This window comes from Rhodomicrobium sp. Az07 (assembly GCF_018619475.1).
Classification (GTDB): Bacteria; Pseudomonadota; Alphaproteobacteria; order Rhizobiales; family Rhodomicrobiaceae; genus Rhodomicrobium.
In genome coordinates this window covers 40,774-63,255 of record NZ_JAHFZG010000005.1, presented here as the reverse complement: position 1 = coordinate 63,255, position 22,482 = coordinate 40,774, and the positions used below count along the sequence as shown (strand labels likewise).

Sequence of the window (22,482 nt, the reverse complement as noted above, 5' to 3'; positions counted from 1 at the left end):
TCTTAAGGGAGAAAAACGCATGGGAGTGGAAGCCGAGCTTCTTCTGGTCCTCGGAATTCTCGCCTTCGCGGTCTACGAACTCATCAAGACGCGGCGGGAATTGCGAAAATCCCGTGCGGATAAGCCGCCGTCGAAAGACGAATAGCGCCGTGAATCGCCCGCGGTGCCGTTATTCCGTCTCATTATGAACCGAATTTGGGGCGTGAGGGCGAACCTCCTTATCGCAAGCGAATGCTCGGTGGGATCGCGTCTTGATCGTAGCGAGAAACTTGTTCCCAAAGCCGGCCAGTTCGACGGGCCCCGCGAACCGACGCAGCCGCTCATCGCCCAGACAGCAGGACACCACATTGCAGGCATCTGACATGCTGACATCGGATATTGTTCGCCGCATATTATCGCCACGCAATGCCTCCCATGCGCTGCTCGCGGCTTGCGTGGCGGTTGTATTGGGACAGGCGGATGCGCGCGCGGCCGCGAGCGAGACCAAGCCCCCGGCCCGTTCGGAGAGCTACGGCGGCAATTCGCTCCTCGGGAGCTATCTCGCTGGGCATGTGGCGCGGTCGGCCCGCGATAGCGACAATGCGGCGCTCTATTACCGCCGCGCGCTGCAAAAAGACCCGTCGAATTCCGATATTCTCGACGACGCGTTTCAGCTCGACCTGGCTTCGGGCCAGTTCGAATCGGCGAAGGCCCTCGCGCTTCGGCTGATCAAGCGTCCGGGCGAGGCCCCCATTGCCTACGATTTCCTTGGCCTCAATGCGTTCAAGCGCAAGAATTACGCAAAAGCCGACGAGTATTTCCGTCTCGCGGCGAAAGGCGCATCGCCCGAAGAGCCGACGATGAAGCTCGCCCGCGCATGGGTCGCGGTTGCTCGGGGACAGGCCGACCGGGCCATCGCGACGCTGTCCGAGCCGAGCAAGGCGGCATGGGCCACCCATTTCGAAACCGTACAGCGTGCCTTCATCGCCGATGTCGCGAAGAAAAGGGCCGCGGCCGCCGCTGCCTACAAGGCCGTCTACGAGAAGAAGCCCGTAAACATGCGCATCGCCGAGGGTTACGCGCGTCACCTCGCCGTATGGGGCGACAGGCAGCAGGCCCTCGCCGTGCTGAAGGAAAGCGGAGCCGAGGAGACGCCGCTCGGCTCGGCGCTGGCGGCGGATCTGAAGGCGGGCAAGAAGCCGAAGCTTATGGTTTCGACCGTGAGCGAAGGGCTTGCCGAAACGTTCCTCGGCATCGGGCAGGTGCTGGCCTCGAACAATGGCGTCGATGCCGCGCAGATCTATCTCCGCCTCGCGTTGTACCTGAACCCCGCGTCGGACATCGCCAAGCTGGAACTCGCCGAAATCTACGGCAATCTCGAACAGTATCGCAAGGCAGTGTCGGTGCTCGATGCGATCCGCGAGACATCGCCCTTTCGGATGAATGCGCAGGTGCGCAAGGCGCTCTACCTCAATGCGTTGCAGAAGACTGACGAAGCCACGGTGCTGCTCACGGCGCTTTCTGAAAAACACCCGAAGGAGGAGTCCGTCCTTCAGACGCTCGCCTCCATCAGCAGCGCCGCCAAGCGCTACGATGCCGCGATTCCCTATTATACGCGTGTGATCGAGATGATCGGCGAGCCGGAAAAGCGGCACTGGACGCTGTTCTATCAACGCGGGATCGCCTATGAGCGCACCAAGCAATGGGCGAAGGCCGAGGCCGATTTCAAGCAGGCGCTCGATCTCGATCCCGAGCAAGGCTCGGTGCTCAATTATCTCGGCTATTCATGGCTGGACCAGAACATCAACATTCCCGAGGCATTCGAGCTTATCAAGAAGGCCGTGCGCCTGAAGCCGAACGACGGCTATATCATCGACAGTCTTGGCTGGGGCTACTTCATCCAGAAGGACTACGAGCAGGCCGTGAAGCATCTCGACAAGGCGGTGGAGCTTCGGCCCGAAGACCCGACGCTGAACGATCATCTCGGCGACGTCTACTGGCGGCTCGGGCGCAAGCTCGAAGCGAAGTTCCAGTGGACGCAGGCCTTGAGCCTCAATCCGGAGCCGGAAGACGTTCCCAAGATCAAGAAGAAGATCGAATCCGGGCTTCCCGACGAAGCAAGCCCTCATGCCGAGTTGCGGACGCAGCCGGAGGCCGTTCCGGCAGCGGTGTCCGAGTCGCAGCCTCTGGCCACGGCAAATCCGTGAGCCGTGGCTGAACGCGGCACGATGCGTCGCGCTCGCCGGAGTCGACAATCGCGGCGAGGCCGCCTAGACATGGACCGTCAGCGCTTCGGCGAGGATCGCATGGAAATGCCATGTCGCCGAGCACAGCCGCTCAGGCACATCGACACCCGCAGAGTAAGCCAAGGTTGCCATGACTCACTCTTCCGAAGCCGACATCATCCAGGCCACCGCCCATGAGGACACCTGGCCCGTGACGATCCGCGAGCGCGCCCGCGCCAAGGTCAACCTCACGCTTCACGTCAAGGGCAAGCGCCCGGACGGCTACCACGAGCTTGAAAGTCTCGTGGTATTCGCGAACGACGTGGCTGATGAGCTGGAATTCAGCCCCGATATCGACGACCGCCTCGAAATCGACGGCGCCTTCGCCCCGCTTCTCGAAGGCGACAACCTCATCATGAAGGCCAAGCGCGCCGTCGCCGAATGGTTCGAAATGGACATTCACGGCCATTTCCGGCTGCGCAAGAATATACCCGTCGCGGCAGGCCTCGGCGGCGGGTCGTCGGATGCAGCCGCGACCATCCGCGCGCTCGTGGCGATCTATGGCGAAAATCGCAAAGCCCATGAGTTCATCGAAGCGAGCAAGCAGATTGGCGCGGACGTGCCCGTGTGTCTTTACGGCCGCGCTGCGTGGATGTGCGGCCTGGGCGAGCGCATCACGCCGGTGCCGCGCCTCGCGCCGCTTCCCGCGATCCTCGTCAACCCGCGCATCAAGCTTTCCACAGCCGATGTGTTCCGCACGCTCGCGGCCAAGCCGCTGGAGCCGGGGGCGGAAAACGCGCCGTTCTCGGTTTCGACGGACTGGACTTCGCCCGAAACCGCCGCCGAGTGTCTCGCCTATGGCCGCAACGACCTCGAAGGCCCGGCGGTCGCGCTTGAGCCGGAGGTCGCGCGGGTGCTCGACACCGTGCGCGCCCTCGATGGCTGCGTGCTCTCGCGCCTGTCCGGCAGCGGGCCGACCTGCTTCGGCGTGTTCGTCTCGGCGGAGAAGGCCAAGGCGGCGGCGAAGGCGCTGGCCGGCGCTCAACCGGGTTGGTGGGTCGCGCCGACGATGCTGGGGTAGTCCGTGGCGTTCGCGCGGGCGCAACGCGCAGTCGCCATGCAAGGGGAGCTGCCGCATTGCGAAGCCGACCGATGAACAGGCGAGGAAACGGCGTCGCCGTGCGCCCCGAGGGCGAGGCCGCCGACGGGATCGGGGCAGGACGCTCGTCGCTTTCGATCCGCTTCGCGGGGCTTGGCGTCATCCTCGATGGCTCCGGCGCGGCCTATCTGCCCGACCATGCCACGCTGATCGTTTCCGACCTGCATTTCGAAAAAGGCTCGGGCGCCGCCGCGCGTGGCCGCCTCGTGCCCGCGCTCGACAGCCACGATACGCTGGCCCGTCTCCGGCTGGCGGTCGAGGCATGGCGCCCACGTTGCGTTGTGTGCCTTGGCGACAGCTTCCACGATGGCGCGGCGGGCACGCGCATGGCGGCTGCGGATCGCGCGGCGCTGGCCTCGCTTTGCGCGCTGGCTGAGGAATGGGTCTGGATCGGCGGCAACCACGATCCGGACGCGCCGGATTTTTGCGAAGGCGCTCGACTGCATGAACTCTGCCTCGACGGCGTCGTCCTGCGCCATCAGCCGGGCAACTGCCAAAAGCCCGGCACGGAGAGGGTCATGCCTGAGATTGTCGGTCATTACCATCCGAAGGCGCGCCTCAAGGCGGGTGGCGCGGGCTTTTCCGGCCCGTGCTTCTGCATCTCCGACGATCTGATGATCCTGCCCGCCTTCGGCACCTATACAGGCGGATTGTCATGCTCCACGCCTGTCTTGCGCGCGCTGCACAGAAGCGAGCCGCGCCTGTTCATGCTGCACGGCGGGAAGGTCTGGCGCGTGGCCTGAAGGCGGGCACGGGCGGTCTGGCGGAACCGGCAACTCGCAGCAGATCAGTCGGTCTCGTGGAAGCCCGCCTCGATCAGGGCTGTGAGAGCTTCGAGCGCTTCTTCGGCCTCCGACCCCTCCGTCTCGATGGAAAGGATCGTACCCGGCCCTGCCCCCAACATCATCAGGCCCATGATCGAGCTGCCGCACACTCTCTGATCGTCCTTCGTCACCGTCACCTCGGCGTCGAACTTCTCAGCGGCCTTTACGAAGGCGGCAGACGCGCGCGCGTGGAGGCCGCGCTTGTTCACGATGGTCACTTCGGCGAGGCACTGATAGATGCCGTCCGCGCCGAGCGTTCGCGGTTCTTGCCGTGCCGAGGTCTTGGGCAGTGTCATGCGAAAGGCCGATTTCCAGCTGCTTATTGCGCGTTGAGCACAAGGCTCGCGACGTGAATATACTTTCGACCGGCTTCCTGCGCCTGTTTGAGCGCCTCCGCAAGCGCTACTTCTTCGCGGATGCGCGCAAGCTTGACGAGCATCGGAAGGTTCACGCCCGCGATAACCTCCACAGAACCGGCTTCCATCACCGAGATCGCGAGGTTGGACGGCGTACCGCCGAACATGTCGGTGAGGATGATGACGCCATCACCGCCCGCGACCTGCCTGGCGGCGGCGAGAATCGCATTCCGGCGTTCTTCCATGTCGTCGTTTGGCGCAATGGAAATGGTCGCGATCTGCTGCTGCGGTCCGACCACGTGTTCAAGCGCGGCGACAAATTCCCTTGCCAGATTGCCGTGCGTTACAATGACAAGGCCAATCATCGATTTTCCGGAGGCTCGCGCGGTCTCTACCAGTCGCTATATTCTGAAGCGCATCGATTGAACGTTCAAGCTCTATATCCATTCCAAACTGGGACAAATGCATTATCCACTAGCACTCTCGAAGCGTCCTTGCAGGGCAAGCGCGAGCTTCATCGGCGCGGATGATTCGAACGGGTCGAGCGCAATCCGGCGTATCGGAACGCCCAGCATATCCTCCCATTCGACCGCATCGGGAAAGCGCGGCAGATCGCAGCGGCTCACAAGGTCGACAAGAAGCGTCAGCCGAGCCTCCGCCGCGATCAAGGACGGCGGGAGATCGGCGATTCCGAGCGAGCGCACCTCCATCTTCCCTTTGATGGTTTCGGGGCAGGTCGCGCGGATGCCCGCGTCTGTACGGCGAAGGCGCGCGCCATCGTCCGCGACGAGCCGAGGCTCTGCGCCGAGCGCATACTTGGGCAGGAACAGGAAACGAAGCGCGAGGTCCGATTTGCCCGCGCCCGAGGGGCCGCGCAACAGCGCCGCCGCTTCGCCCAGCGCAACGCATGTTCCGTGAACGACGAGGCCATCCATGCGCGTCACCCGAGCCGACAGGCGGGCAGGCGGATCACAAAGCGCGCGCCCCAGCTATAGCGTTCCCTGACCCCGCAGGCGAATGCCTCCTCCCGCGTCGGGACGGGCGTCCGCGCCGCCGCGCCGCCCCATGCCGGTCTGTTCGGGTTGAGCGGTTTTGGCGACGTCCGGTTTTCCGCCCATATGCGCCCGCCATGCGCTTTCACGATCTGCTGCGAGATGTTCAGCCCGAGGCCGGAGTTCTGCCCGAAAGACTCGGGACGGTCCGTGTAGAAGCGCTCGAAGATCTTGTCGAGGTTTTCGTCGCGGACGCCGGGGCCCTCGTCCTCGACGCTGATCTCGATCTCGTCCTTTTTCGGCAGCCGCCGCGCGCTGACATAGATCGAGCCTTTCTTCGGCGAGAAGGAAATCGCATTGTCGAGAAGATTCGCGATAACCTGACTCAACCGGCTGTCATTGCCGTTGACGATAAACCGCTGGGTCTCGGCGAAGTCTTCTTCCGTGGCGCATCCCTCGACGTTGAGCATGATGCCGATGCCGCTTTCACGCCGGACCTCGCGTTGAATTTCGCACAGCATTTGCAGAAGCTTGGCCAGATCGACGGGCTTCGCCATTTCGCGCGCGAGTTCCGCGTCGAGCCGCGATGCGTCGGAAATGTCGGTAATGAGGCGGTCGAGGCGGCGCACGTCGTGCTTGATGATCTCGACGAGCTTGTCGCGGTCGTCGTCGTTCTTCACCTTCGGCAGCAGGCTTGCCGCGTTTCTGAGCGAAGTCAGGGGATTTTTCAACTCGTGCGAGACGTCGGCGGCGAAGCTCTCGATCGCATCGAGCCGCGAGTAAAGCGCGTTCGTCATGTCGCGGAAGGCGCGGGACAAGTGGCCTATTTCGTCCGGCCGGTCGCTGAAGTCGGGAATCTGTTCGCGGTTCTTGATGTTGCGGCGAACGCGCTCGGCCGCGACCGCGAGGCGGCGCATCGGCTCCGCGATGGTGCTGGCGAGAAGGAGCGACAGGATCGCCGTGACGACTGCGACGAGCGCAGCCACCTCCACGATCTGAAGCCGGTCGCGGGCGATCATGTCGTCGATGTCGCCGCCCTGCGCCGTCAGGAGAAGCGCGCCGAGCGTGGCGGAATCGCGCTGAATCGGAACGGCGATCGAGATTACGATATCGCCGGCCTCGGTCACGCGAATGAGCGGCGCAAGACTGCCCGCGAGCGCGACCCGAACCTCCTCATAGGATTTCCCGTCGGCTCCGAACTCCTTGTAAATCGGAAGATCGGACGTCCAGAACTGCTCGCGAAGCCACGTCCAGACCTCGCCGAAAAGGTCGGTTTCGCCCTGAGCCGCTCCGCCGTCGGGCGCGCGGCCCGTGGGAGCGCGCGTGTAAAGGCTCAGGCTGTCTGAAATGAGCGTGCCGTAAGGGTCGAAAACGCGCGCCCGCGTTTTGGTGGGGCCCACGAGATCGCGAAGCATCGGCGAGACGACTTCCGGATCGACGCGGAAAGAAAGTTCGGGATCGGAAAGCCCCGAGGACGGCACGGCGAGCCTGTCGTCCGGGCGCGGGACGTCCGCTGCGTCGCCCCCGAACTTGCTCGTCTGCGCAATGGCCGTGGCGATGATCTGCGCCTGCGTCGTGAGGTTCTCGACGCGCGTGCCGATAAACTTAACACGGTACTGGTTCAGGTACAGAATACCGCTCACCAGAACGGCCACGCCGATGATATTGATGACAATGATGCGGCGGGTGATGCTGTTGAAGCGATAGCGGCTGAGGAAATGCCGCCCGGCGCGCAGCACACGCAGACGAAGCGCGCGGCCCGGCCGCCTCACGCTCGCGGCTTCCCACCACCGGGACATATCGAGCACCATGTTCAACCCGGGTCCGGATGACTTGACGCGGCGGGAGTGCGCTTCCCGAGCCGCGTCCTGTCGCCTGAGTAGGCTCTCACCTTTTTCGAGCGGCTGCAACGCCGCCTGCTATTCCTTGAAGCGATAACCCACACCGTACAGCGTTTCGATGACATCGAAATTGTTGTCGGCCACCTTGAACTTCTTCCGGAGGCGCTTGATGTGGCTGTCGATGGTGCGGTCGTCGACATAAACCTGATCGTCGTAGGCGGCATCCATCAGCGCGTCGCGGCTCTTCACCACGCCGGGGCGCGTCGCGAGCGCCTGGAGGATCAGGAACTCGGTCACCGTGAGCGTGACCTGCTTGCCGTCCCAGATACAGGTATGGCGTTCGGGATCGAGCTTCAGCTTGCCGCGCTCGATGATCTTCGACGAGTCGTCCGCCTGCGCCTGAGCTTCGCGCGGCGCGCTGCGGCGCAGGATCGCACGGACGCGCTCGACCACGAGGCGCTGCGAGAACGGCTTGCGGATGAAATCGTCCGCGCCCATCTTGAGACCGAACAGCTCATCGATCTCCTCATCCTTTGAGGTGAGGAAGATCACGGGCATTTCGGTTTTCTGACGCAGGCGGCGCAACAACTCCATTCCGTCCATGCGCGGCATCTTGATATCGAGAATCGCGAGATCCGGCGGATCGTTCGTGATTCCGTCGAATGCGGAGACGCCATCCGTATAGGCAAGGATCTTGTATCCTTCCGCCTCCAGAAGCATCCGCAGCGAGGTCAGGATGTTACGGTCGTCATCGACGAGGGCGATTGTAGGCATCAGCGATCCAAGGTTGCTTTCTGTTAGCCGGTAAAGTTCTGTTGCCGAAATACCTCTATGCAGAAAAAAACATAAAGCGCAACCAACCCACCGGTCCATGATGGCGGAATTGCGGAACAGCAGTCAAATTTCCATTTAACCCTTCGTTAACGTCATTGCCGCTTAGGACTATGGCAAGGAGTCGCAGTCAAGCTTTTTCGGAAGAACCGCCCCGCGTTAGTTTGACCGCTTGCGAAGCGGGCAAATTGAGCAAAGTACAGCTTCAGAAGCGGCGGGCGTGCACCGTTCCGGCTTTCAGGTGTTGATCCTGAACCCGCTGATCGCGTGACGCTCGCTTCAATTCAACCCCGGCCCTGGAGATGAACGTGCCTTCCTCAAATTTCTCTACCTCTTCCAATCAACTGGCGGCGCCAGATCTCCAACGGGCAGTGCTGCATAACGGGTCTGTCGCGGCGCTTTACGAACAGGCGATTCGCCGCGGTGAGGGTCAGGTAACGTCGACGGGTGCCTTTGCAACCGTCACGGGGCTGCATACGGGCCGATCCGCCGCAGACAAGTTCGTCGTCCGCAACGCCGAGACGGAAGGCACCGTCTGGTGGGACAACTCAAAGGCGATATCCACCGAACAGTTCGATCTTCTCCACAAGGATTTTCTGGCACACGCGGCCGAGAAGAACCTTTTCGTGCAGGACCTGTTCGGCGGCGCCTCCGAGGCACACCGCGTTTCTGTCCGCGTTTTCGCCGAACTTGCCTGGCACGCGCTGTTCATCGATCATCTGCTGATCAAGCCGACCCCGGAACAGCTTCGCAGCTTCGCGCCGAAACTGACGATCATCGACCTGCCGAGCTTCAAGGCCGACCCGGCGCGCTACGGCGTCCGCAGCGAAACCGTCATCGCGTGCGACTTTACGCGCGGCCTGATTCTGATCGGCGGAAGCTCCTACGCCGGCGAGATCAAGAAGTCGGTGTTCTCGTACCTCAATTACGTGCTGCCGCCGGAAAACGTGCTGCCGATGCACTGCTCCGTCAGCGAGGGCAAGGCGGGCGACGCGGCGGTGTTCTTCGGTCTGTCGGGCACCGGCAAGACGACGCTTTCCACCGATCCGCTTCGCACCCTCATCGGCGACGACGAGCACGGCTGGTCGAAGGACGGCCTCTACAATTTCGAGGGCGGCTGCTACGCGAAGGTTATCAAGCTTTCCAAGGAAAACGAGCCCGGCATCTATCACGCCGTTTCGCAGTGGGCGGCAGTGCTCGAAAACGTCGTGCTCGACAAGCACTCTCGCGAGCCGAACTACGCAAGCGACGCGCTGACCGAGAACACGCGCGGCGCCTATCCCATCTCCTATGTTCCCGGCGCGAGCCTTGAAGGCATCGCGGCCCAGCCGAAGAACATCCTGATGCTGACGGCGGACGCGTTCGGCGTGCTGCCGCCCATCTCGAAGCTGACGCCCGGCCAGGCCGTCTATCACTTCCTCTCGGGCTACACCGCAAAGGTGGCGGGCACCGAAAAGGGCGTGACGGAGCCGACCGCGACGTTCTCCACGTGCTTCGGCGCGCCGTTCATGTCCCGCCATCCCACCGTGTACGGCGACATGCTGCGCAAACTCATCGCCGAGCACAAGGTGAACTGCTGGCTTGTGAACACGGGCTGGACCGGCGGTAAATACGGCGTCGGCAAACGCATGTCGCTGCCCGCGACGCGCGCGCTCGTGAACCTCGCGCTTTCGGGCGGCTTCGACAACATCGAGTTCGTGCAGGACCCGGTGTTCGGCCTTCTCGTCCCGACCGAAGCGCAGGGTGTCGATTCGCGCATCCTCAATCCGCGCGAGACCTGGGCGGACAAGGCCGAGTACGATGCCACCGCGAAAAAGCTCGTTGCCATGTTCTCCGAGAACTTCAGGAAGTTCCAGCCTCTCGTCGAGGCCGACGTGGCCATGATCACGCACGCGCGCAAGGCGGCCGAGTAAGAGGGAAGTTGGCGCCCCGCGAGTGGCCTTCCGGCTCTCGCGGGGCGCTTTTCGTTTGTGAAGAGGCGCTGCCGCGAATCCTTCATCGCGCCGCATCGGTGCCCATCGCCGCAGGTGTCCGCCACGACGCACCGCCGCCGACCGCTCGCCAGCTTTCGTTACAAAGCGCACCGTTGCTTTCGGCCGAGTTCCCGCCTAAGCGTCTTTCGAGCGGGTGATCACCGCTGATCGAAGGAAGCGCGTCGCATCGATGAGCGAGAGAGCCTTATCGATTGAGGGTGCCGCATACAAAAAAGGACCATGATCGCACGCGACCGACCTTCGCGGCGCGATCTTCGCAAAACGCATGGAAGCGATCCCGTTCAGCGTTCCCCGTGCTCCTGGCGAGACGTCGCGGCTAGCCGCCGTCGATGCGGCTGTCGCGCGCGGACTGCGTGCCCTCGCCTTCCGTCCCTATGCGGCCGCGCTTGCCCTCGCGCTCCTTTGCGCCGTACTCTTCCTGCCGGGGATCGCGTCCCTTCCCGTCACCGACCGCGACGAGGCCCGTTTCGCGCAGGCCACGAAGCAGATGCTGGAGACGGGCGACTTCGTCGACATCCACTTCCAGCAGGAGACGCGCTACAAGAAGCCCGTCGGCATCTACTGGCTGCAATCGGCGGCGGTGACGGCGGCTGAAAGCGCAGGCGCGACGCTCACCGACATATGGGCCTACCGCATTCCGTCGTTTCTGGGCGCGCTCGGCGCTGTGCTGCTGACATTCTGGGCGGCGCGCGGCATCTTCGGGCGAGAAACGGCGCTCGTGGCCGCGGCGCTGTTCGCAACCTGCCTCACGATGTCGTTCGAGGCGCGCATCGCAAAGTCCGATGCGGCGCTCATAGCCGCCATCATGCTCGCGCAAGGCGCGCTGTTTCGGCTCTACATGGCGCGCAACCCCGCCCGCACACGCGGGCTCGCTGCGCTGTTCTGGATCGGGCTTGGCGTCGGCATCCTTATCAAGGGACCGGTCGCGCCGGCCCTCTCGGTCATCACCGCCGCCGTCGTGCTTGTTTTCGACCGCCGCCGCGCGTGGGTCGGAAACCTGCACTGGAAATGGGGCGTTCCGCTCCTTCTCTTGCTGACGCTTCCGTGGTTCGTCGCCATCGGCGTGTCGTCCGGCGGCGCGTTCTTCAAGTCGTCGCTCGGGCAGGACTTCGCGGCCAAGCTCGCAAGCGGTCAGGAAAAGCATTGGGGCCCGCCCGGCTTCTACTTCCTCGCCTTCTGGTGGACGTTCTGGCCCGCCGTGCTGTTCGTGACCGGCGGCGCGATTGCGTGGCTTTGGCGGCGCAGGCGCGTTTCGCGGCGCGTGCTGTTCCTTTTGGCCTGGATCGTGCCGTGGTGGCTCATCATTGAGGCGATCCCGACGAAGCTGCCGCATTACGCGCTGCCGCTTTATCCGGCCATCGCCATGGCCGCCGCGTTCGCCCTCCGCGAGGCGGCGCAGAAGGTATCGCGCGCGCGACTGAGCGCCGTTCTGTGGGCGACACTCGCCACAGCGCAGATCGTGCTGCTTCTCGGGCTGTCATGGATTGCCGAGGCGCCGGGTCTTCCGCTGCTCGCCGCCCTTCTCGTCGCGCTTGCGGCGGTATCGGCTTTCACGGCGGCGTCGGCGTGGGGCAGCTATTCGCGCGCGGCGTTGGCCGGCGCGGTCGTCTCCGCCGCGTTATTTTACACCACAGCCTTTCGCGTCGCGCTACCGGGCCTCGAACCGATCTGGATCACAAGGAACGCGGCAGCAGCAGCCGAACAGTTGCGCGGATGCGGCGATGCGCCGATTGCATTCGCAGGCATAAGCGAACCGAGCCTCGTCTTCATGAACGGCACGAGCACGGTCCTTGGTGGCGTTCCCGGTTCCGCCGAGGCGCTTGCGTTGGGCGCCACGCGGCTGGCCTTCGTCAACGGCAAAAGGCGCGACATGTTCGAAAAGGCGTTCGAAGAGAAGGCCGGTGCGGCACCGCGCTTCCTCGGCTGCGTGGACGGTATCAACATCAATGGGCGCGGCCCGACACGCCTCAACATCTTCGCGCGGCCCGAGACGGCGGCGCTTTCCGGCTGCGTGCCGGTTCCCGAAACAGAATGCCGCGACAAACAGGCCGTGCGCTGGCGGCGGCTATTCGATACGAAATTTTGATCTTTCGACCGCTTTTTGTTACCTTCATATTTGGTTAAGATTTACGAAGTTCTTTTCCAGGTAGGTTCCATGAAACCGCTTATTGCAGCCGCATGCCTTTGTTTTTCTGCCGCAGCCTTTGGTCCCACCCCCGCTGCTTCCCTCCCGCTTCAACCTGCTCCCGCTCGAACGGCGCCGCAACCGCTCGTGCAGGTCGGTTGCAGTTACTATTACTATGTCGAGTGCGAACACAGCACATGGCCCAGCCATCATCGCTGGGGCTCGCGTGGCGAATATCCGTATCGCTGGCGCAGCCACTTCCGCTGGGGCTCTTTCGCGGGCGACGACCCGTGGCATAGCCGCGCGCGCAGCCATTATCGCCCCGGCTCGTACCATCGCTACTGGGGTCCGCGCGACGACGATTGGGATTGATCGCGGCTCGTCTCACATGGCGGGCGCTGTCAAACTTCGCTACAATTTTCACGAAACCGCCATTGTTCGAACGCAACCGCGCCCCCCGGCAGGGGCACCTTTCCCCTCCAAGCAGGAGCCGGTGCTGGTTCGCTTTCTCCGAACCCCCCAATGCCCAAGGCCCGCCAGCGCCGGTGCCTGCCTGGTCTTCGCGCCTTTCTCGTAGCGAAAAGCGCCGCAGATGCTTAACTTTCAGGCATCGATTCGGCAGCCTCGCACGGGAGACGGCATGAGCGAAGACACGGACACCGGCATATTCGTCGGCAAAAGCGTTAAGCCCGAATATCTCAATTTCAAATTCGCCAACCGCCACGGCCTCATCACCGGCGCGACCGGCACCGGCAAGACCGTGACGCTGCAAATCCTGGCCGAAGGCTTTTCGCGCGCGGGCGTCCCGGTTTTCGCGGCCGACATCAAGGGCGACCTCTCAGGCATTGCGGCGGCGGGCGAACCGAAGCCGTTCCTCGAAAAGCGCGCGAAGGAAATCGGCCTCGACGACTACACCTTCGAGGCATTCCCCACGATCTTCTGGGACTTGTTCGGCGAGCAAGGGACGCCGATCCGCGCCTCCATCGGCTCGCTCGGGCCGATGCTCCTGTCGCGGCTGATGGAACTGAACGAGACGCAGGAAGGCGTGCTGACCATCGCGTTCCGGCTCGCGTCGGACGAAAATCTGCCGCTCAACGATCTCAGCGATTTGCGCTCCGTCGTCGCGCTCGTGTCGGAGCGCGCGCAGGAGCTTTCGCAGCAATACGGCAACGTGTCGAAGACATCCGTCGGTGCGATCCAGCGCCGCCTTCTCGTGCTCGACGAACAGAAGGCCGAGCTGTTTTTCGGCAAGCCTGAACTCGACATCGACGATTTCATGCGAAAAGCGCCGGACGGGCGCGGCGTCATCAGTATCCTCGCCGCCGACAAGCTGATGTCGACCCCCCGGCTGTATTCCACGTTCCTGCTGTGGCTGATGACGGAGCTTTTCGACAAGCTCCCCGAAGTCGGCGACATCAAAAAGCCGAAGCTCGTCTTCTTCTTCGACGAGGCGCATCTTCTCTTCAGCGAAGCACCCAAGGCGCTTATGGAGCGCATCGAGCAGGTCACGCGACTCATTCGGTCGAAGGGCGTCGGCGTCTACTACATCACGCAGAACCCGCTCGACGTGCCGGACCGCGTATCGAGCCAGCTCGGCAACCGCGTGCAGCACGGGCTTCGCGCCTTCAGTCCGCGCGAGCAAAGGGCGGTTCGCGCCGCCGCCGAGACCTTCCGCGCGAACCCGGCCTTCAACGCCGAGAAGGCGATCCTCGAACTCGGCACGGGCGAGGCGCTCGTCTCCTTCCTCGAAGCCAAGGGAGAGCCGTCCATCGTCCAGCGGACGCTCATCCGTCCGCCGTCGTCGCGGCTTGGCCCTCTCACGCCGGAGGAGCGCAAGGCGATCGTCGCGGAAAGCCCCGTTGCAGGGAAATACGACGAGGAAGAGAAGAGCGCCGCGCCCTCGAACGGTGGCAGGGCGCGAAGCGGCGATGGCGCGCGCACGGGCAAGTCGCGCAACGGCGACGATTACGAATGGGCGGGCGAGTTTCGCATCCCCAAGAAACCCGGTTCCCCGGACGAACCGGTGCCGCGCGAGGACGATCCCGAACCCGAACCGCAAACGAAGGGGCGCGGGCGAGGCGGCGGATACAATCGCCAGACCTACGGCGAGGCGTTCGGCAAGTCGCTGTTGCGGTCGCTCGGCTCGGCGGCGGGGCGCATCCTCGAACGCGTGCTGAGGCCGAAATAGCCCACCTTACCGATTTCTCATTTGGGATCGTGACGGCAATCACCAGTTTTCCCGAATGCGTGCTTCGGCGGCTTGACTTTGCCGCAGAAGCGGCTACGTTCATGCTTCGTTCTGTGATACCTTTTTTCGGGTGGCGTGGTGATGGTTACGGGGATCAGACATTTGCAGCGGGCCTGTCTTGCGTTCGGCTTTGCGTGGCTCGCAATGATCGATGGCGCCCACGCGCAGGGCGACCGCAGCGCGCGGCCGGGTGACTTCGATTATTACGTCCTGACCCTCAACTGGTCGCCGACTTATTGCGCGAGCCGCGAGGATGGGGCCAACGATCGCGGCCGCGCACGCAACGGCGATGATGGGTATCGCTTCTCCGACGACCGCCGCAATCGCCGCGATAGCGGTGCCGAGCAACAATGCAACGGCACGCGGCCCTATGCCTTCATACTCCACGGCTTGTGGCCCCAATATGAGCGGCGAGGCTGGCCGGAATCGTGCCGGACGGATTACCGCCCGTGGGTCCCGAACGAGTTGATCGACCGCATGCTCGACATCATGCCGAGCCGTCAGCTCGTCATCCACGAATACAAGAAACACGGCACATGCTCGGGGATGGACCCGCGCGGTTATTTCGCCGCCGCGCGCAAGGCTTACAACAGCATCCGCATTCCGGACGAATTCCAGGATCTCACAAAGCCGCTGCGGGTAGGCCCGGACGAGGTGCGGCGCGCTTTTCTGGACGTAAACCGCAATTTGACGCCGGACATGGTTCAGATCGTCTGTTCGCGGAACAGGTTGCAGGAGGTTCGCATCTGCATGACGAAGGATTTGCAGCCACGCCTTTGTTCCGAAGGCGACCGGAGCCGCAGGCTCTGCAACTATGACACCGTTACCATGCCGCCGATTCGCGGGGGTGGATTCGGTCCGCAGGGCGGCCCGACGCAGCGTGGCGACCGGCTTTAGAGCGGGAATGTTCTCCGGCCGCTTTCTCTTCTCGTCAAACCGGCGTAAGCCGAGACCATGCCGCGCTACAAGATCACGATCGAATATGACGGAACGCCGTTTTCAGGCTGGCAGATGCAGGCGAACGGCCCTTCGCTGCAAGGCGAACTCGCGCGCGCCCTCAAGGCGTTCACCGGCGTGCGCGTCGTGCCGCGCGGGGCGGGGCGGACGGATGCCGGCGTCCATGCGCGCGGGCAGGTCGCGCATTTCGACCTTGAGCGCGCCTGGCCGCCGGCGACGGTTCGCGATGCGTTGAATTTTCATCTCCGGCCCGCTCCCGTGGTCATTCTCGCCTGCGATACGGTGGATGAAACTTTCGATGCGCGCTTTTCAGCCAAGGCGCGGCATTATCTTTATCGGATAGTCACGCGCCGCTCGCCCCTTGCGCTCGACCGTGACCGCGCCTGGCAGGTTCGCGCGTCGCTCGATGCAGATGCCATGCAGGAGGGCGCGCGCCATCTTCTCGGCCATCACGACTTCACGACTTTCCGCGCCGCGCAATGTCAGGCGAACTCGCCTTTGCGCACGCTCGACACGCTCAACGTCTGGCGCGAGGGTGAAAGCGTGTTCATAGCCACGAGCGCGCGATCCTTTCTCCACAATCAGGTGCGCTCAATGGCGGGCAGCCTGAAGCTTGTTGGCGAAGGAAGATGGCGGCCGGAAGGAATGCGCGAGGCGCTTGAGGCGCGCGACCGTACGGCATGCGGGCCAGTGGCGCCCGCCTGCGGTCTGTATTTCATGAGCGTGGATTATTGATGAAATCGGGCCAACCCGTTGCCGGCGACAATGCGATTGGTCCTCATGACCGCTTGCTCAACGTGACGAAGGACAGCGCGCGGTATTAGATCAGCCTGCGTTTAATCGGACTCGATTTGAAGCAGAAAAGCTCATCGACAACCGAAACCCACAGCGTCGTGCCGCGTTTGATTTGCGGCAGGAGGCTGTAACCGGCTCAAACGCGCGCGTAAACGTCTTCCAGCCGCACGATGTCATCTTCGCCCAGGTAGGGGCCGGACTGAACCTCGATCAGCGTGAGCGGAATAAGCCCTGGATTTTCCAGCCGATGCGTCGAGCCGAGCGGCACATAGATCGACTGGTTTTCCGATAGAAGCCTGGTTTCGTCGTCGATGGTGACGCGCGCCGTTCCCTTGACCACGATCCAGTGTTCGGCGCGGTGGTGATGCCGCTGGAGCGAAAGCGCCGCGCCCGGCTCGACGACAATCTGCTTCACCTGATATCGGTCCGAAAGATGCAGCGTCTCGTAGCTGCCCCATGGCCGGTGCACCGTGGTGTGCTGCTCCGCCTCGTTCCGGCGTGTGGCGGCCAACTGCTGCACCACCTCTTTCACGGAGCCGCTTTCTGTGCGCTTCGCGACAAGGGTTGCATCCTTCGTGGATATGACGACGATATCTTCGACGCCCGAGACGGCGACGAGGCCGCTTTCGGCGCGCACATAGCAGCGGCTCGCGTCACGCAGAAGCACGTCGCCGCGCGTCGCGTTTTCGCGCTCGTCCTTCTCCGCCGCATCGTAAAGCGCGTCCCACGTGCCGACGTCGCTCCACCCGGCGTCAAGCGGCACGAGCGCCGCCTTATCGGTCTTTTCCATCACGGCGTAGTCGATGGAATCGGCGGGGCATTCGCGAAAACTGTCGGCGAGGCGGATGAAATTCATCGGGTCGGCCGTCGCGTTCTGCACGGCGTCGAGGCTTGCCTCCGCCATGGCGGGTTCGAAGCGCGCCAGTTCGTCGAGATAGGCTCGCGCGCCGAACAGAAAGATGCCCGAGTTCCAGAAATAGAGGTCTTCCGCGCAGAACCGCTCGGCGGTCGCGCGGTCGGGCTTCTCGACGAAGCGGTCGACCTTGAGCACTGCGCCCGATCCGTCCGCGGCGGCGGCAGTCTTCACATAGCCGTAGCCCGTCTCAGGCTTCGTCGGCTTGATGCCGAAGGTGACGAGAAGGCCGTTTCGCGCCGCAGTGCGGCCAGCCTCCACGGCATCGAGGAATGCGCGCGGGTTCTCGATGTGATGGTCTGACGGCATGATGAGAATGAGCGCGTCGGGGCCGGCCTTTTCGAGCGCGAGATGTGCGGCGACGGCGGCCGCTGGCGCGGTGGAGCGGCCCTCCGGTTCGAGCACGATACCCTGACACGCCAGCTTCGCGTTCCGGAACGCGGCCACCACGCCGAAGCGGTTCTCTTCGTTGGTGATGACGAAAGGCGGCATGAACGCGCCGGAGCCGGGGACCCGTCGCGCGGCGTCGACCAGCAGCGGCTCGGCGCTGACAAGGGCGTGGAATTGCTTCGGATGCTTCGAGCGCGAAAGCGGCCAAAGCCTCGAACCCGAGCCGCCCGCGAGAATGACTGGAATGATCATCCTAAGCCTCGTGCAAAACGTGTGTCATCTGCTTTTTGCGATTTCGAGGCGAAGGTCGTGTCCGAAATATGGCGTGAAGACAATTACTTGGGAAAAAGGAAGGCAATGTGCCTTCAAGCAGGATAATCCCCACGCCCGTCGCGTCAAATCTGCTTTATTCGGTCGGGACGAGCGGCTTGTCTGCCGGGAGCGGTCGCGGCCTGTCGATGCGGTTCCTCGTCGTCGGCTTCGTCGCTCGGGCCCGCGAGCCATCCGAACAGCCTCAGGAACAGCCGGCTGGCGTCGTCCATCACCATGAAGAATGCGGGCACGAAAAGGAGCGACAGCAGTGTCGAGACGAGAAGACCGCCGATTACGGCAATCGCCATCGGCGAGCGGAATTCGCCGCCCGCGCCAAACGCCAGCGCGCTCGGAAACATGCCGCCAGCCATCGCGATGGTCGTCATGACGATGGGCCGCGCGCGTTTTCGCCCGGCGTCGACGATCGCGACACCGCGAGGCACGCCGCGCCGCAATTCCACAATCGCGAAATCCACGAGCATGATCGCGTTCTTCGTCACGATGCCCATCAGCATGAGAAAACCGATGAAGACGGGCAGACTGATCGGCCGATCCGTCAAGAGCAGCGCGAAGATCGCGCCGCCGATGCAGAGAGGAAGCGAAAGCAGGATCGCGACCGGCTGAAGGAAGCTGCCGAAGAGGATCACGAGCACGCTGAACACCATCATGACGCCCGCGCCCATGGCGTAGCCGAAGCTCGCAAACGTCTCCGTCATCACCTCGACGTCGCCGGATTCGCGCAAGACCACGCCGGGTGGCAGGGCCTTCGCGGCGGGAAGCTGGTACACGGCGGCGAGTGCCTCTCCGAGCGCGTCTGTGCCGACGAGGTCCGCGCCGATGGCGACGCGGCGCAGGCGGTCATACCGCTCGATGGACGACGGCCCCTTGCCGAGCTTCACCTCGGCGACGGTGATAAGCGGCACGGTATCGCCGCGCGCGGTCTTCACCTTGAGGTTTTGCAAAAGCTGAAGGTTCGTGCGCGCCTGCTCGTCGAGTTGCACGCGGATGGGAACTTGCCGGTCCGGCGCGTTGAACTTGGCGAGGTTCTGGTCCACGTCGCCGAGCGTGGCGATGCGCACGACCTCGGACAGGGCCTCCGTCGAGACGCCAAGTTCAGCGGCAATCACGGGTCGGGGAACGATGAGGATTTCCGGGCGGTCGAGCGCTGCGCCGTTCACCGCATTCGCGAGCCACGGGACGGAGCGCATTTCGCTCGTGAGCTTCGCCGCCGTCTCGCTCACCTTCTCATTGTCGGTGCCGGTCACTTCGATGGTGAAGCTGCGCTGCCCGTTTTCGGCCATCACCCAGGAGCGGACGTCCGGGATTTCCTTCAACTCCGCGCTAATGATCTGCTCAAGCTCGCGCTGAGTGACGGCGCGCTCGGCGCGGGGCGTGTATTGGACAGTGAGCGTTGCCTTGCGCACCTCGGCGGAACCGCCGGTCGGGCCAAGAATGCGACCGCCGTCGATGAACACAGACACCACTTCAGGTCTGCGCCTGATGATCGCTTCGGCCTTGCTCGCTACGATTTGCGTATCGCCGAGGCGCGAGCCGGGCGGCAGTTCGAGCGCAAAAAGCGATCGGTTCGAGTCCTCCGCCGGAAGGAAGCCGGACGGCAAGAGCGACACGCTCGCGATCGAGGCGGCGAAGACCACGAAGCCCAGCATCAGCGTGCGGTAGTAGTGGCGAACCGTCCAACCGATCAGCCGCGTGTAGGCTCGCATGATGAAACCGTCGCGCGGCTCTTCGTGCGGCTTCGGGCGAAGGAAATAGGCCGCGATCATTGGCGTCAGGAGGCGCGCGACAAAGAGCGAGAACAGAACGGCTGCGGCGACCGTCAGTCCGAACTCGCGGAAATACTGGCCCGCGACGCCGCCCATGAAGCTCACCGGCGCGAACACGGCGACGATGGTCAGCGTGATCGCGATCACCGCGAGGCCGATTTCGTCGGCGGCTTCAAGCGCCGCGCGATAGGGCGATTTTCCCATGCGGATGTGCCGCACGATGTTCTCGATCTCGACGATGGCGTCGTCGACGAGGATGCCGGTGACGAGTGTGATCGCGAGCAGAGACACCATGTTGAGCGAGAAGCCCAGCATCTCCATCGCCCAGAACGTGGGGAATACCGACAGCGGCAGCGCGATGGCGGCGATGATGGTGGCGCGCATGTCGCGCAGGAAGAGGAAGACGACGAGCACCGCGAGCGCCGCGCCTTCGAGCAGCGTATGCATCGCGGATTCGTAATTGCCGATCGTGAAATCGACGGTGGAGTCGATCTTTTCGAACGTCACTTGCGGGTGCGCGGCGGCGAGCGCGGCGAGCGCATCGGCCACGCGCTCCGCGACCACGATGTCGCTTTCGCCCTTCGCGCGCACGATGGTGAAGGCAACGACGTCGCGCCCGTTCAGCGATGCGAAGGTGCGGCGCTCCTCGGTGGCGTCGCTCACCGTGCCGAGTTGATCGAGGCGCACCTTGCGGCCACCCGGCAGTGTGACCGAGGTGGCGGCGAGACGCTCGACCGTGGTGGCGCTCGCAAGCGCGCGGATGGATTGCTCCGCGCCGCCGAGCCAGCCGCGCCCGCCCGCGAGATCGGTGTTCGTCGCGTGAAGCTGCGCATTCACCTCGCCCGCCGAAATGCCGAGCGCGATGAGCCGTGCCGGGTCGAGCGAAACGCGGATTTCGCGCTTGACGCCGCCCACGCGAGACACCTGCGCGACGCCCCGCACGCCCTGCAATTTCCGCGCGGCTGTATCGTCGATGAACCACGACAGCTCTTCGAGCGTCATCGACGGCGCCGACGCGGCATAGGTGACGATGGGCAGGCCCTCGATGTCGAGGCGCTGGGTGATCGGTTCGTTGATGGTGCGCGGCAGTTCCTGGCGCACCTTGGACACGGCGTCCTTGACGTCGTTGACGGCGCGGTCGGTGTCGGTGCCGAGGCGGAACTCGATGGTGGTAACCGACGAGCCGTCGGTGATCGTCGACATCACATGCTTGACGCCCGTCACGCTCGCGACGGTGTCCTCGACGCGCTTCGTGACCTGCGTTTCAAGCTCGACCGGCGCAGCACCGGATTGCGTGATTGTGACGGTGACGATGGGAATGTCGATGTTCGGAAAGCGCGTAACGCCGAGGCTGAAGAACGAAATCAACCCGAGAGTCATCAGCACCAGGAACAGCACGAGCGAGGGGATGGGCTTTCGGATCGCCCACGCGGAGACGTTCGTGCTCATTTCGTGGTTCCCGGCAGCGGCATGGTGGCCGTTTGCGTTTCGGCGAAGTGGGGCGCGATCTCGTCGCCGTCGCGCAACAACGATGCGGCGCGCATGACGACCACCTCGCCCTCGGCAAGCCCTTCGCGGATTTCGATATTGTCGCCAAAAAGAATGCCGGGCTTCACGGCGCGCTCCCGCACCTTGCCGTCGACGACGACGAGCAACGTTGCGCTGTCGTTCTTGTAGAGCACCGCCGTCGCCGGTACGCCCACGGCGTCGCGTTTGCCCGCGCCGATGAGCGCCTGAGCAAAGGTGCCGATGCGCAAGTCCGGCGTGTTGCCCAGCGAGATGCGCACGCGGCCGAGGCGGGTCGTCGGACTCACCTCCTGCGAGACGAGGCGCAGTCGCCCCTCACGCGCGCCGAGGCCCTCGATTTCGATGCGCGCCCGCTGCCCTGCCCTCAGCTTCGCCATATGGAATTCCGGTACTTCCGCGTCGAGTTCAACCTCGCCGTCCCTGATGACACGAAACAGCGGGTCGCCTGCCGACGAGGACACGGCGCCGACCCGCGCGGTGCGGCGACTCACGATGCCCGAGGCGGGGGAGCGGATGTCCGTTCGCGCGAGCTTCACGTCGAGTTCGCGGCGCTGCGCCAGAATCAGAGCCTGCTCGGCGTCGGCAAGTTTCAGCCCTTCGCGCTGCGCCGCGAGGCGCGCCCGCGCCGTGCGGAAGGCCGCATCGCGTTCGTCGAAGGTCGCCTGACTGACAGTGCCCGACTCGCGCAGCGGCTTCACACGGTTGAACGAGTCTTCGGCCTGCTTCAGCGTGGCCTCGCTTTCCACGATCTGATTTTTGACCTGTTCGATGACGGCTTGCGTTTTCGCGAGCGAAGCGGCGTTCTGCGCGATCTGGGCTTCGAGGATGTCGCGGGACAAGCGGGCGAGAACCTGACCTCCGGCGACAGTGTCGCCTTCCTCGGCGAGAAGCTCCGTGAGACGCAGTCCATCGATCTCCGGGCCGACCAGCACCTCGTCGCGAGCGACGAGCGAGCCCGTCACCAGAAGGTTATCCACAAAAGATCGTGTCCGCGCCTCGGCCACGGTTACGACCGGCGGCTTGGCCTTCGGAGGGGTGTCATCCGCCGAAGCGTCGCCCACCGCCGCCAGCGCGAGAAAAGCAATGAGCAGCATCCTCACGAGAGGACTGCGTCCGAAAAAGTCGAGCGCCATGGCGGAAGACATCTTTTTTCCAATGATCGTTGCACGGCTCGAAATGATGGGAGAGCGAGCCGCTCGCGGCCGTCGCCCTCAATTTATCCGCTGCCAG

The 22,482-nt window shown here is 63.9% G+C and carries 18 protein-coding genes; 10 read left to right on the top strand and 8 right to left on the bottom strand.

Annotation, left to right across the window (positions count from 1 at the left end; genetic code table 11):
• The first annotated feature begins 19 nt into the window (after positions 1 to 19).
• The 4 genes from KKP04_RS15735 to pdeM all read left to right on the top strand — a co-directional run bounded on the left by KKP04_RS15735 (position 20) and on the right by pdeM (position 4,106).
• A complete protein-coding gene (locus KKP04_RS15735) occupies positions 20 to 145 on the top strand; it encodes a hypothetical protein (protein ID WP_256437973.1) in 126 nt (41 codons plus the stop codon).
• Between the two features lie 217 nt (positions 146 to 362).
• Complete coding sequence (locus KKP04_RS05275; protein WP_215027695.1) at positions 363 to 2,186, top strand: tetratricopeptide repeat protein; 1,824 nt, start codon at positions 363 to 365, stop codon at positions 2,184 to 2,186.
• A 169-nt stretch (positions 2,187 to 2,355) separates the two neighbouring features.
• Positions 2,356 to 3,285: a 4-(cytidine 5'-diphospho)-2-C-methyl-D-erythritol kinase gene (locus tag KKP04_RS05270; protein ID WP_215027693.1), complete on the top strand. Its 930-nt coding sequence runs from the start codon at positions 2,356 to 2,358 to the stop codon at positions 3,283 to 3,285.
• Positions 3,286 to 3,356: 71 nt separating this feature from the next.
• Positions 3,357 to 4,106, top strand: a complete 750-nt coding sequence (pdeM, locus tag KKP04_RS05265) for a ligase-associated DNA damage response endonuclease PdeM (RefSeq protein WP_215027692.1) — start codon at positions 3,357 to 3,359, stop codon at positions 4,104 to 4,106.
• A 44-nt stretch (positions 4,107 to 4,150) separates the two neighbouring features.
• On the opposite strand, the gene KKP04_RS05260 is transcribed toward pdeM, so the two are convergent.
• From KKP04_RS05260 to KKP04_RS05240, 5 genes are all read right to left on the bottom strand, one after another.
• Complete coding sequence (locus tag KKP04_RS05260; protein WP_251133923.1) at positions 4,151 to 4,483, bottom strand: HPr family phosphocarrier protein; 333 nt, start codon at positions 4,481 to 4,483, stop codon at positions 4,151 to 4,153.
• A gap of 23 nt (positions 4,484 to 4,506) precedes the next feature.
• Positions 4,507 to 4,908 carry a PTS sugar transporter subunit IIA gene (locus KKP04_RS05255; protein WP_215027690.1) on the bottom strand — a complete coding sequence of 134 codons (402 nt, stop codon included), beginning with the start codon at positions 4,906 to 4,908 and terminating at the stop codon, positions 4,507 to 4,509.
• A 102-nt stretch (positions 4,909 to 5,010) separates the two neighbouring features.
• Complete coding sequence (locus KKP04_RS05250; RefSeq protein WP_215027688.1) at positions 5,011 to 5,478, bottom strand: HPr kinase/phosphorylase; 468 nt, start codon at positions 5,476 to 5,478, stop codon at positions 5,011 to 5,013.
• Positions 5,479 to 5,483: 5 nt separating this feature from the next.
• Positions 5,484 to 7,346, bottom strand: a complete 1,863-nt coding sequence (locus KKP04_RS05245) for a sensor histidine kinase (RefSeq protein ID WP_251133922.1) — start codon at positions 7,344 to 7,346, stop codon at positions 5,484 to 5,486.
• Positions 7,347 to 7,454: 108 nt separating this feature from the next.
• Positions 7,455 to 8,150 (bottom strand): response regulator transcription factor, encoded by a 696-nt coding sequence (locus tag KKP04_RS05240; protein WP_215027686.1) that lies wholly within the window; start codon positions 8,148 to 8,150, stop codon positions 7,455 to 7,457.
• Positions 8,151 to 8,515: 365 nt separating this feature from the next.
• Between KKP04_RS05240 and KKP04_RS05235 the strand changes: the two genes are divergently transcribed.
• The 6 genes from KKP04_RS05235 to truA all read left to right on the top strand — a co-directional run bounded on the left by KKP04_RS05235 (position 8,516) and on the right by truA (position 16,266).
• Positions 8,516 to 10,120 carry a phosphoenolpyruvate carboxykinase gene (locus tag KKP04_RS05235; protein ID WP_215027684.1) on the top strand — a complete coding sequence of 535 codons (1,605 nt, stop codon included), beginning with the start codon at positions 8,516 to 8,518 and terminating at the stop codon, positions 10,118 to 10,120.
• Positions 10,121 to 10,466: 346 nt separating this feature from the next.
• The gene (locus KKP04_RS05230) at positions 10,467 to 12,287 is read left to right on the top strand and encodes a glycosyltransferase family 39 protein (RefSeq protein WP_215027681.1); all 1,821 of its coding nucleotides are present in this window, start codon (positions 10,467 to 10,469) and stop codon (positions 12,285 to 12,287) included.
• A 186-nt stretch (positions 12,288 to 12,473) separates the two neighbouring features.
• Positions 12,474 to 12,698 carry a hypothetical protein gene (locus tag KKP04_RS05225; protein WP_215027680.1) on the top strand — a complete coding sequence of 75 codons (225 nt, stop codon included), beginning with the start codon at positions 12,474 to 12,476 and terminating at the stop codon, positions 12,696 to 12,698.
• Positions 12,699 to 12,966: 268 nt separating this feature from the next.
• Positions 12,967 to 14,514 carry a helicase HerA-like domain-containing protein gene (locus tag KKP04_RS05220; RefSeq protein ID WP_215027678.1) on the top strand — a complete coding sequence of 516 codons (1,548 nt, stop codon included), beginning with the start codon at positions 12,967 to 12,969 and terminating at the stop codon, positions 14,512 to 14,514.
• Positions 14,515 to 14,718: 204 nt separating this feature from the next.
• Positions 14,719 to 15,471 carry a ribonuclease T2 gene (locus KKP04_RS05215; RefSeq protein WP_251133921.1) on the top strand — a complete coding sequence of 251 codons (753 nt, stop codon included), beginning with the start codon at positions 14,719 to 14,721 and terminating at the stop codon, positions 15,469 to 15,471.
• Positions 15,472 to 15,528: 57 nt separating this feature from the next.
• Positions 15,529 to 16,266 (top strand): tRNA pseudouridine(38-40) synthase TruA, encoded by a 738-nt coding sequence (gene truA / locus KKP04_RS05210; protein ID WP_215027674.1) that lies wholly within the window; start codon positions 15,529 to 15,531, stop codon positions 16,264 to 16,266.
• A gap of 196 nt (positions 16,267 to 16,462) precedes the next feature.
• Here truA and KKP04_RS05205 read toward each other — a convergent pair whose 3' ends face one another.
• From KKP04_RS05205 to KKP04_RS05195, 3 genes are all read right to left on the bottom strand, one after another.
• Positions 16,463 to 17,881 (bottom strand): mannose-1-phosphate guanylyltransferase/mannose-6-phosphate isomerase, encoded by a 1,419-nt coding sequence (locus KKP04_RS05205; RefSeq protein ID WP_215027672.1) that lies wholly within the window; start codon positions 17,879 to 17,881, stop codon positions 16,463 to 16,465.
• A 143-nt stretch (positions 17,882 to 18,024) separates the two neighbouring features.
• Positions 18,025 to 21,174 (bottom strand): efflux RND transporter permease subunit, encoded by a 3,150-nt coding sequence (locus KKP04_RS05200; protein ID WP_215027670.1) that lies wholly within the window; start codon positions 21,172 to 21,174, stop codon positions 18,025 to 18,027.
• On the bottom strand, positions 21,171 to 22,397 hold the full coding sequence (locus tag KKP04_RS05195; protein ID WP_215027668.1) for an efflux RND transporter periplasmic adaptor subunit: 1,227 nt from the start codon (positions 22,395 to 22,397) through the stop codon (positions 21,171 to 21,173). The genes KKP04_RS05200 and KKP04_RS05195 overlap by 4 nt, the downstream gene beginning before the upstream one ends.
• Positions 22,398 to 22,482 lie beyond the last annotated feature (85 nt).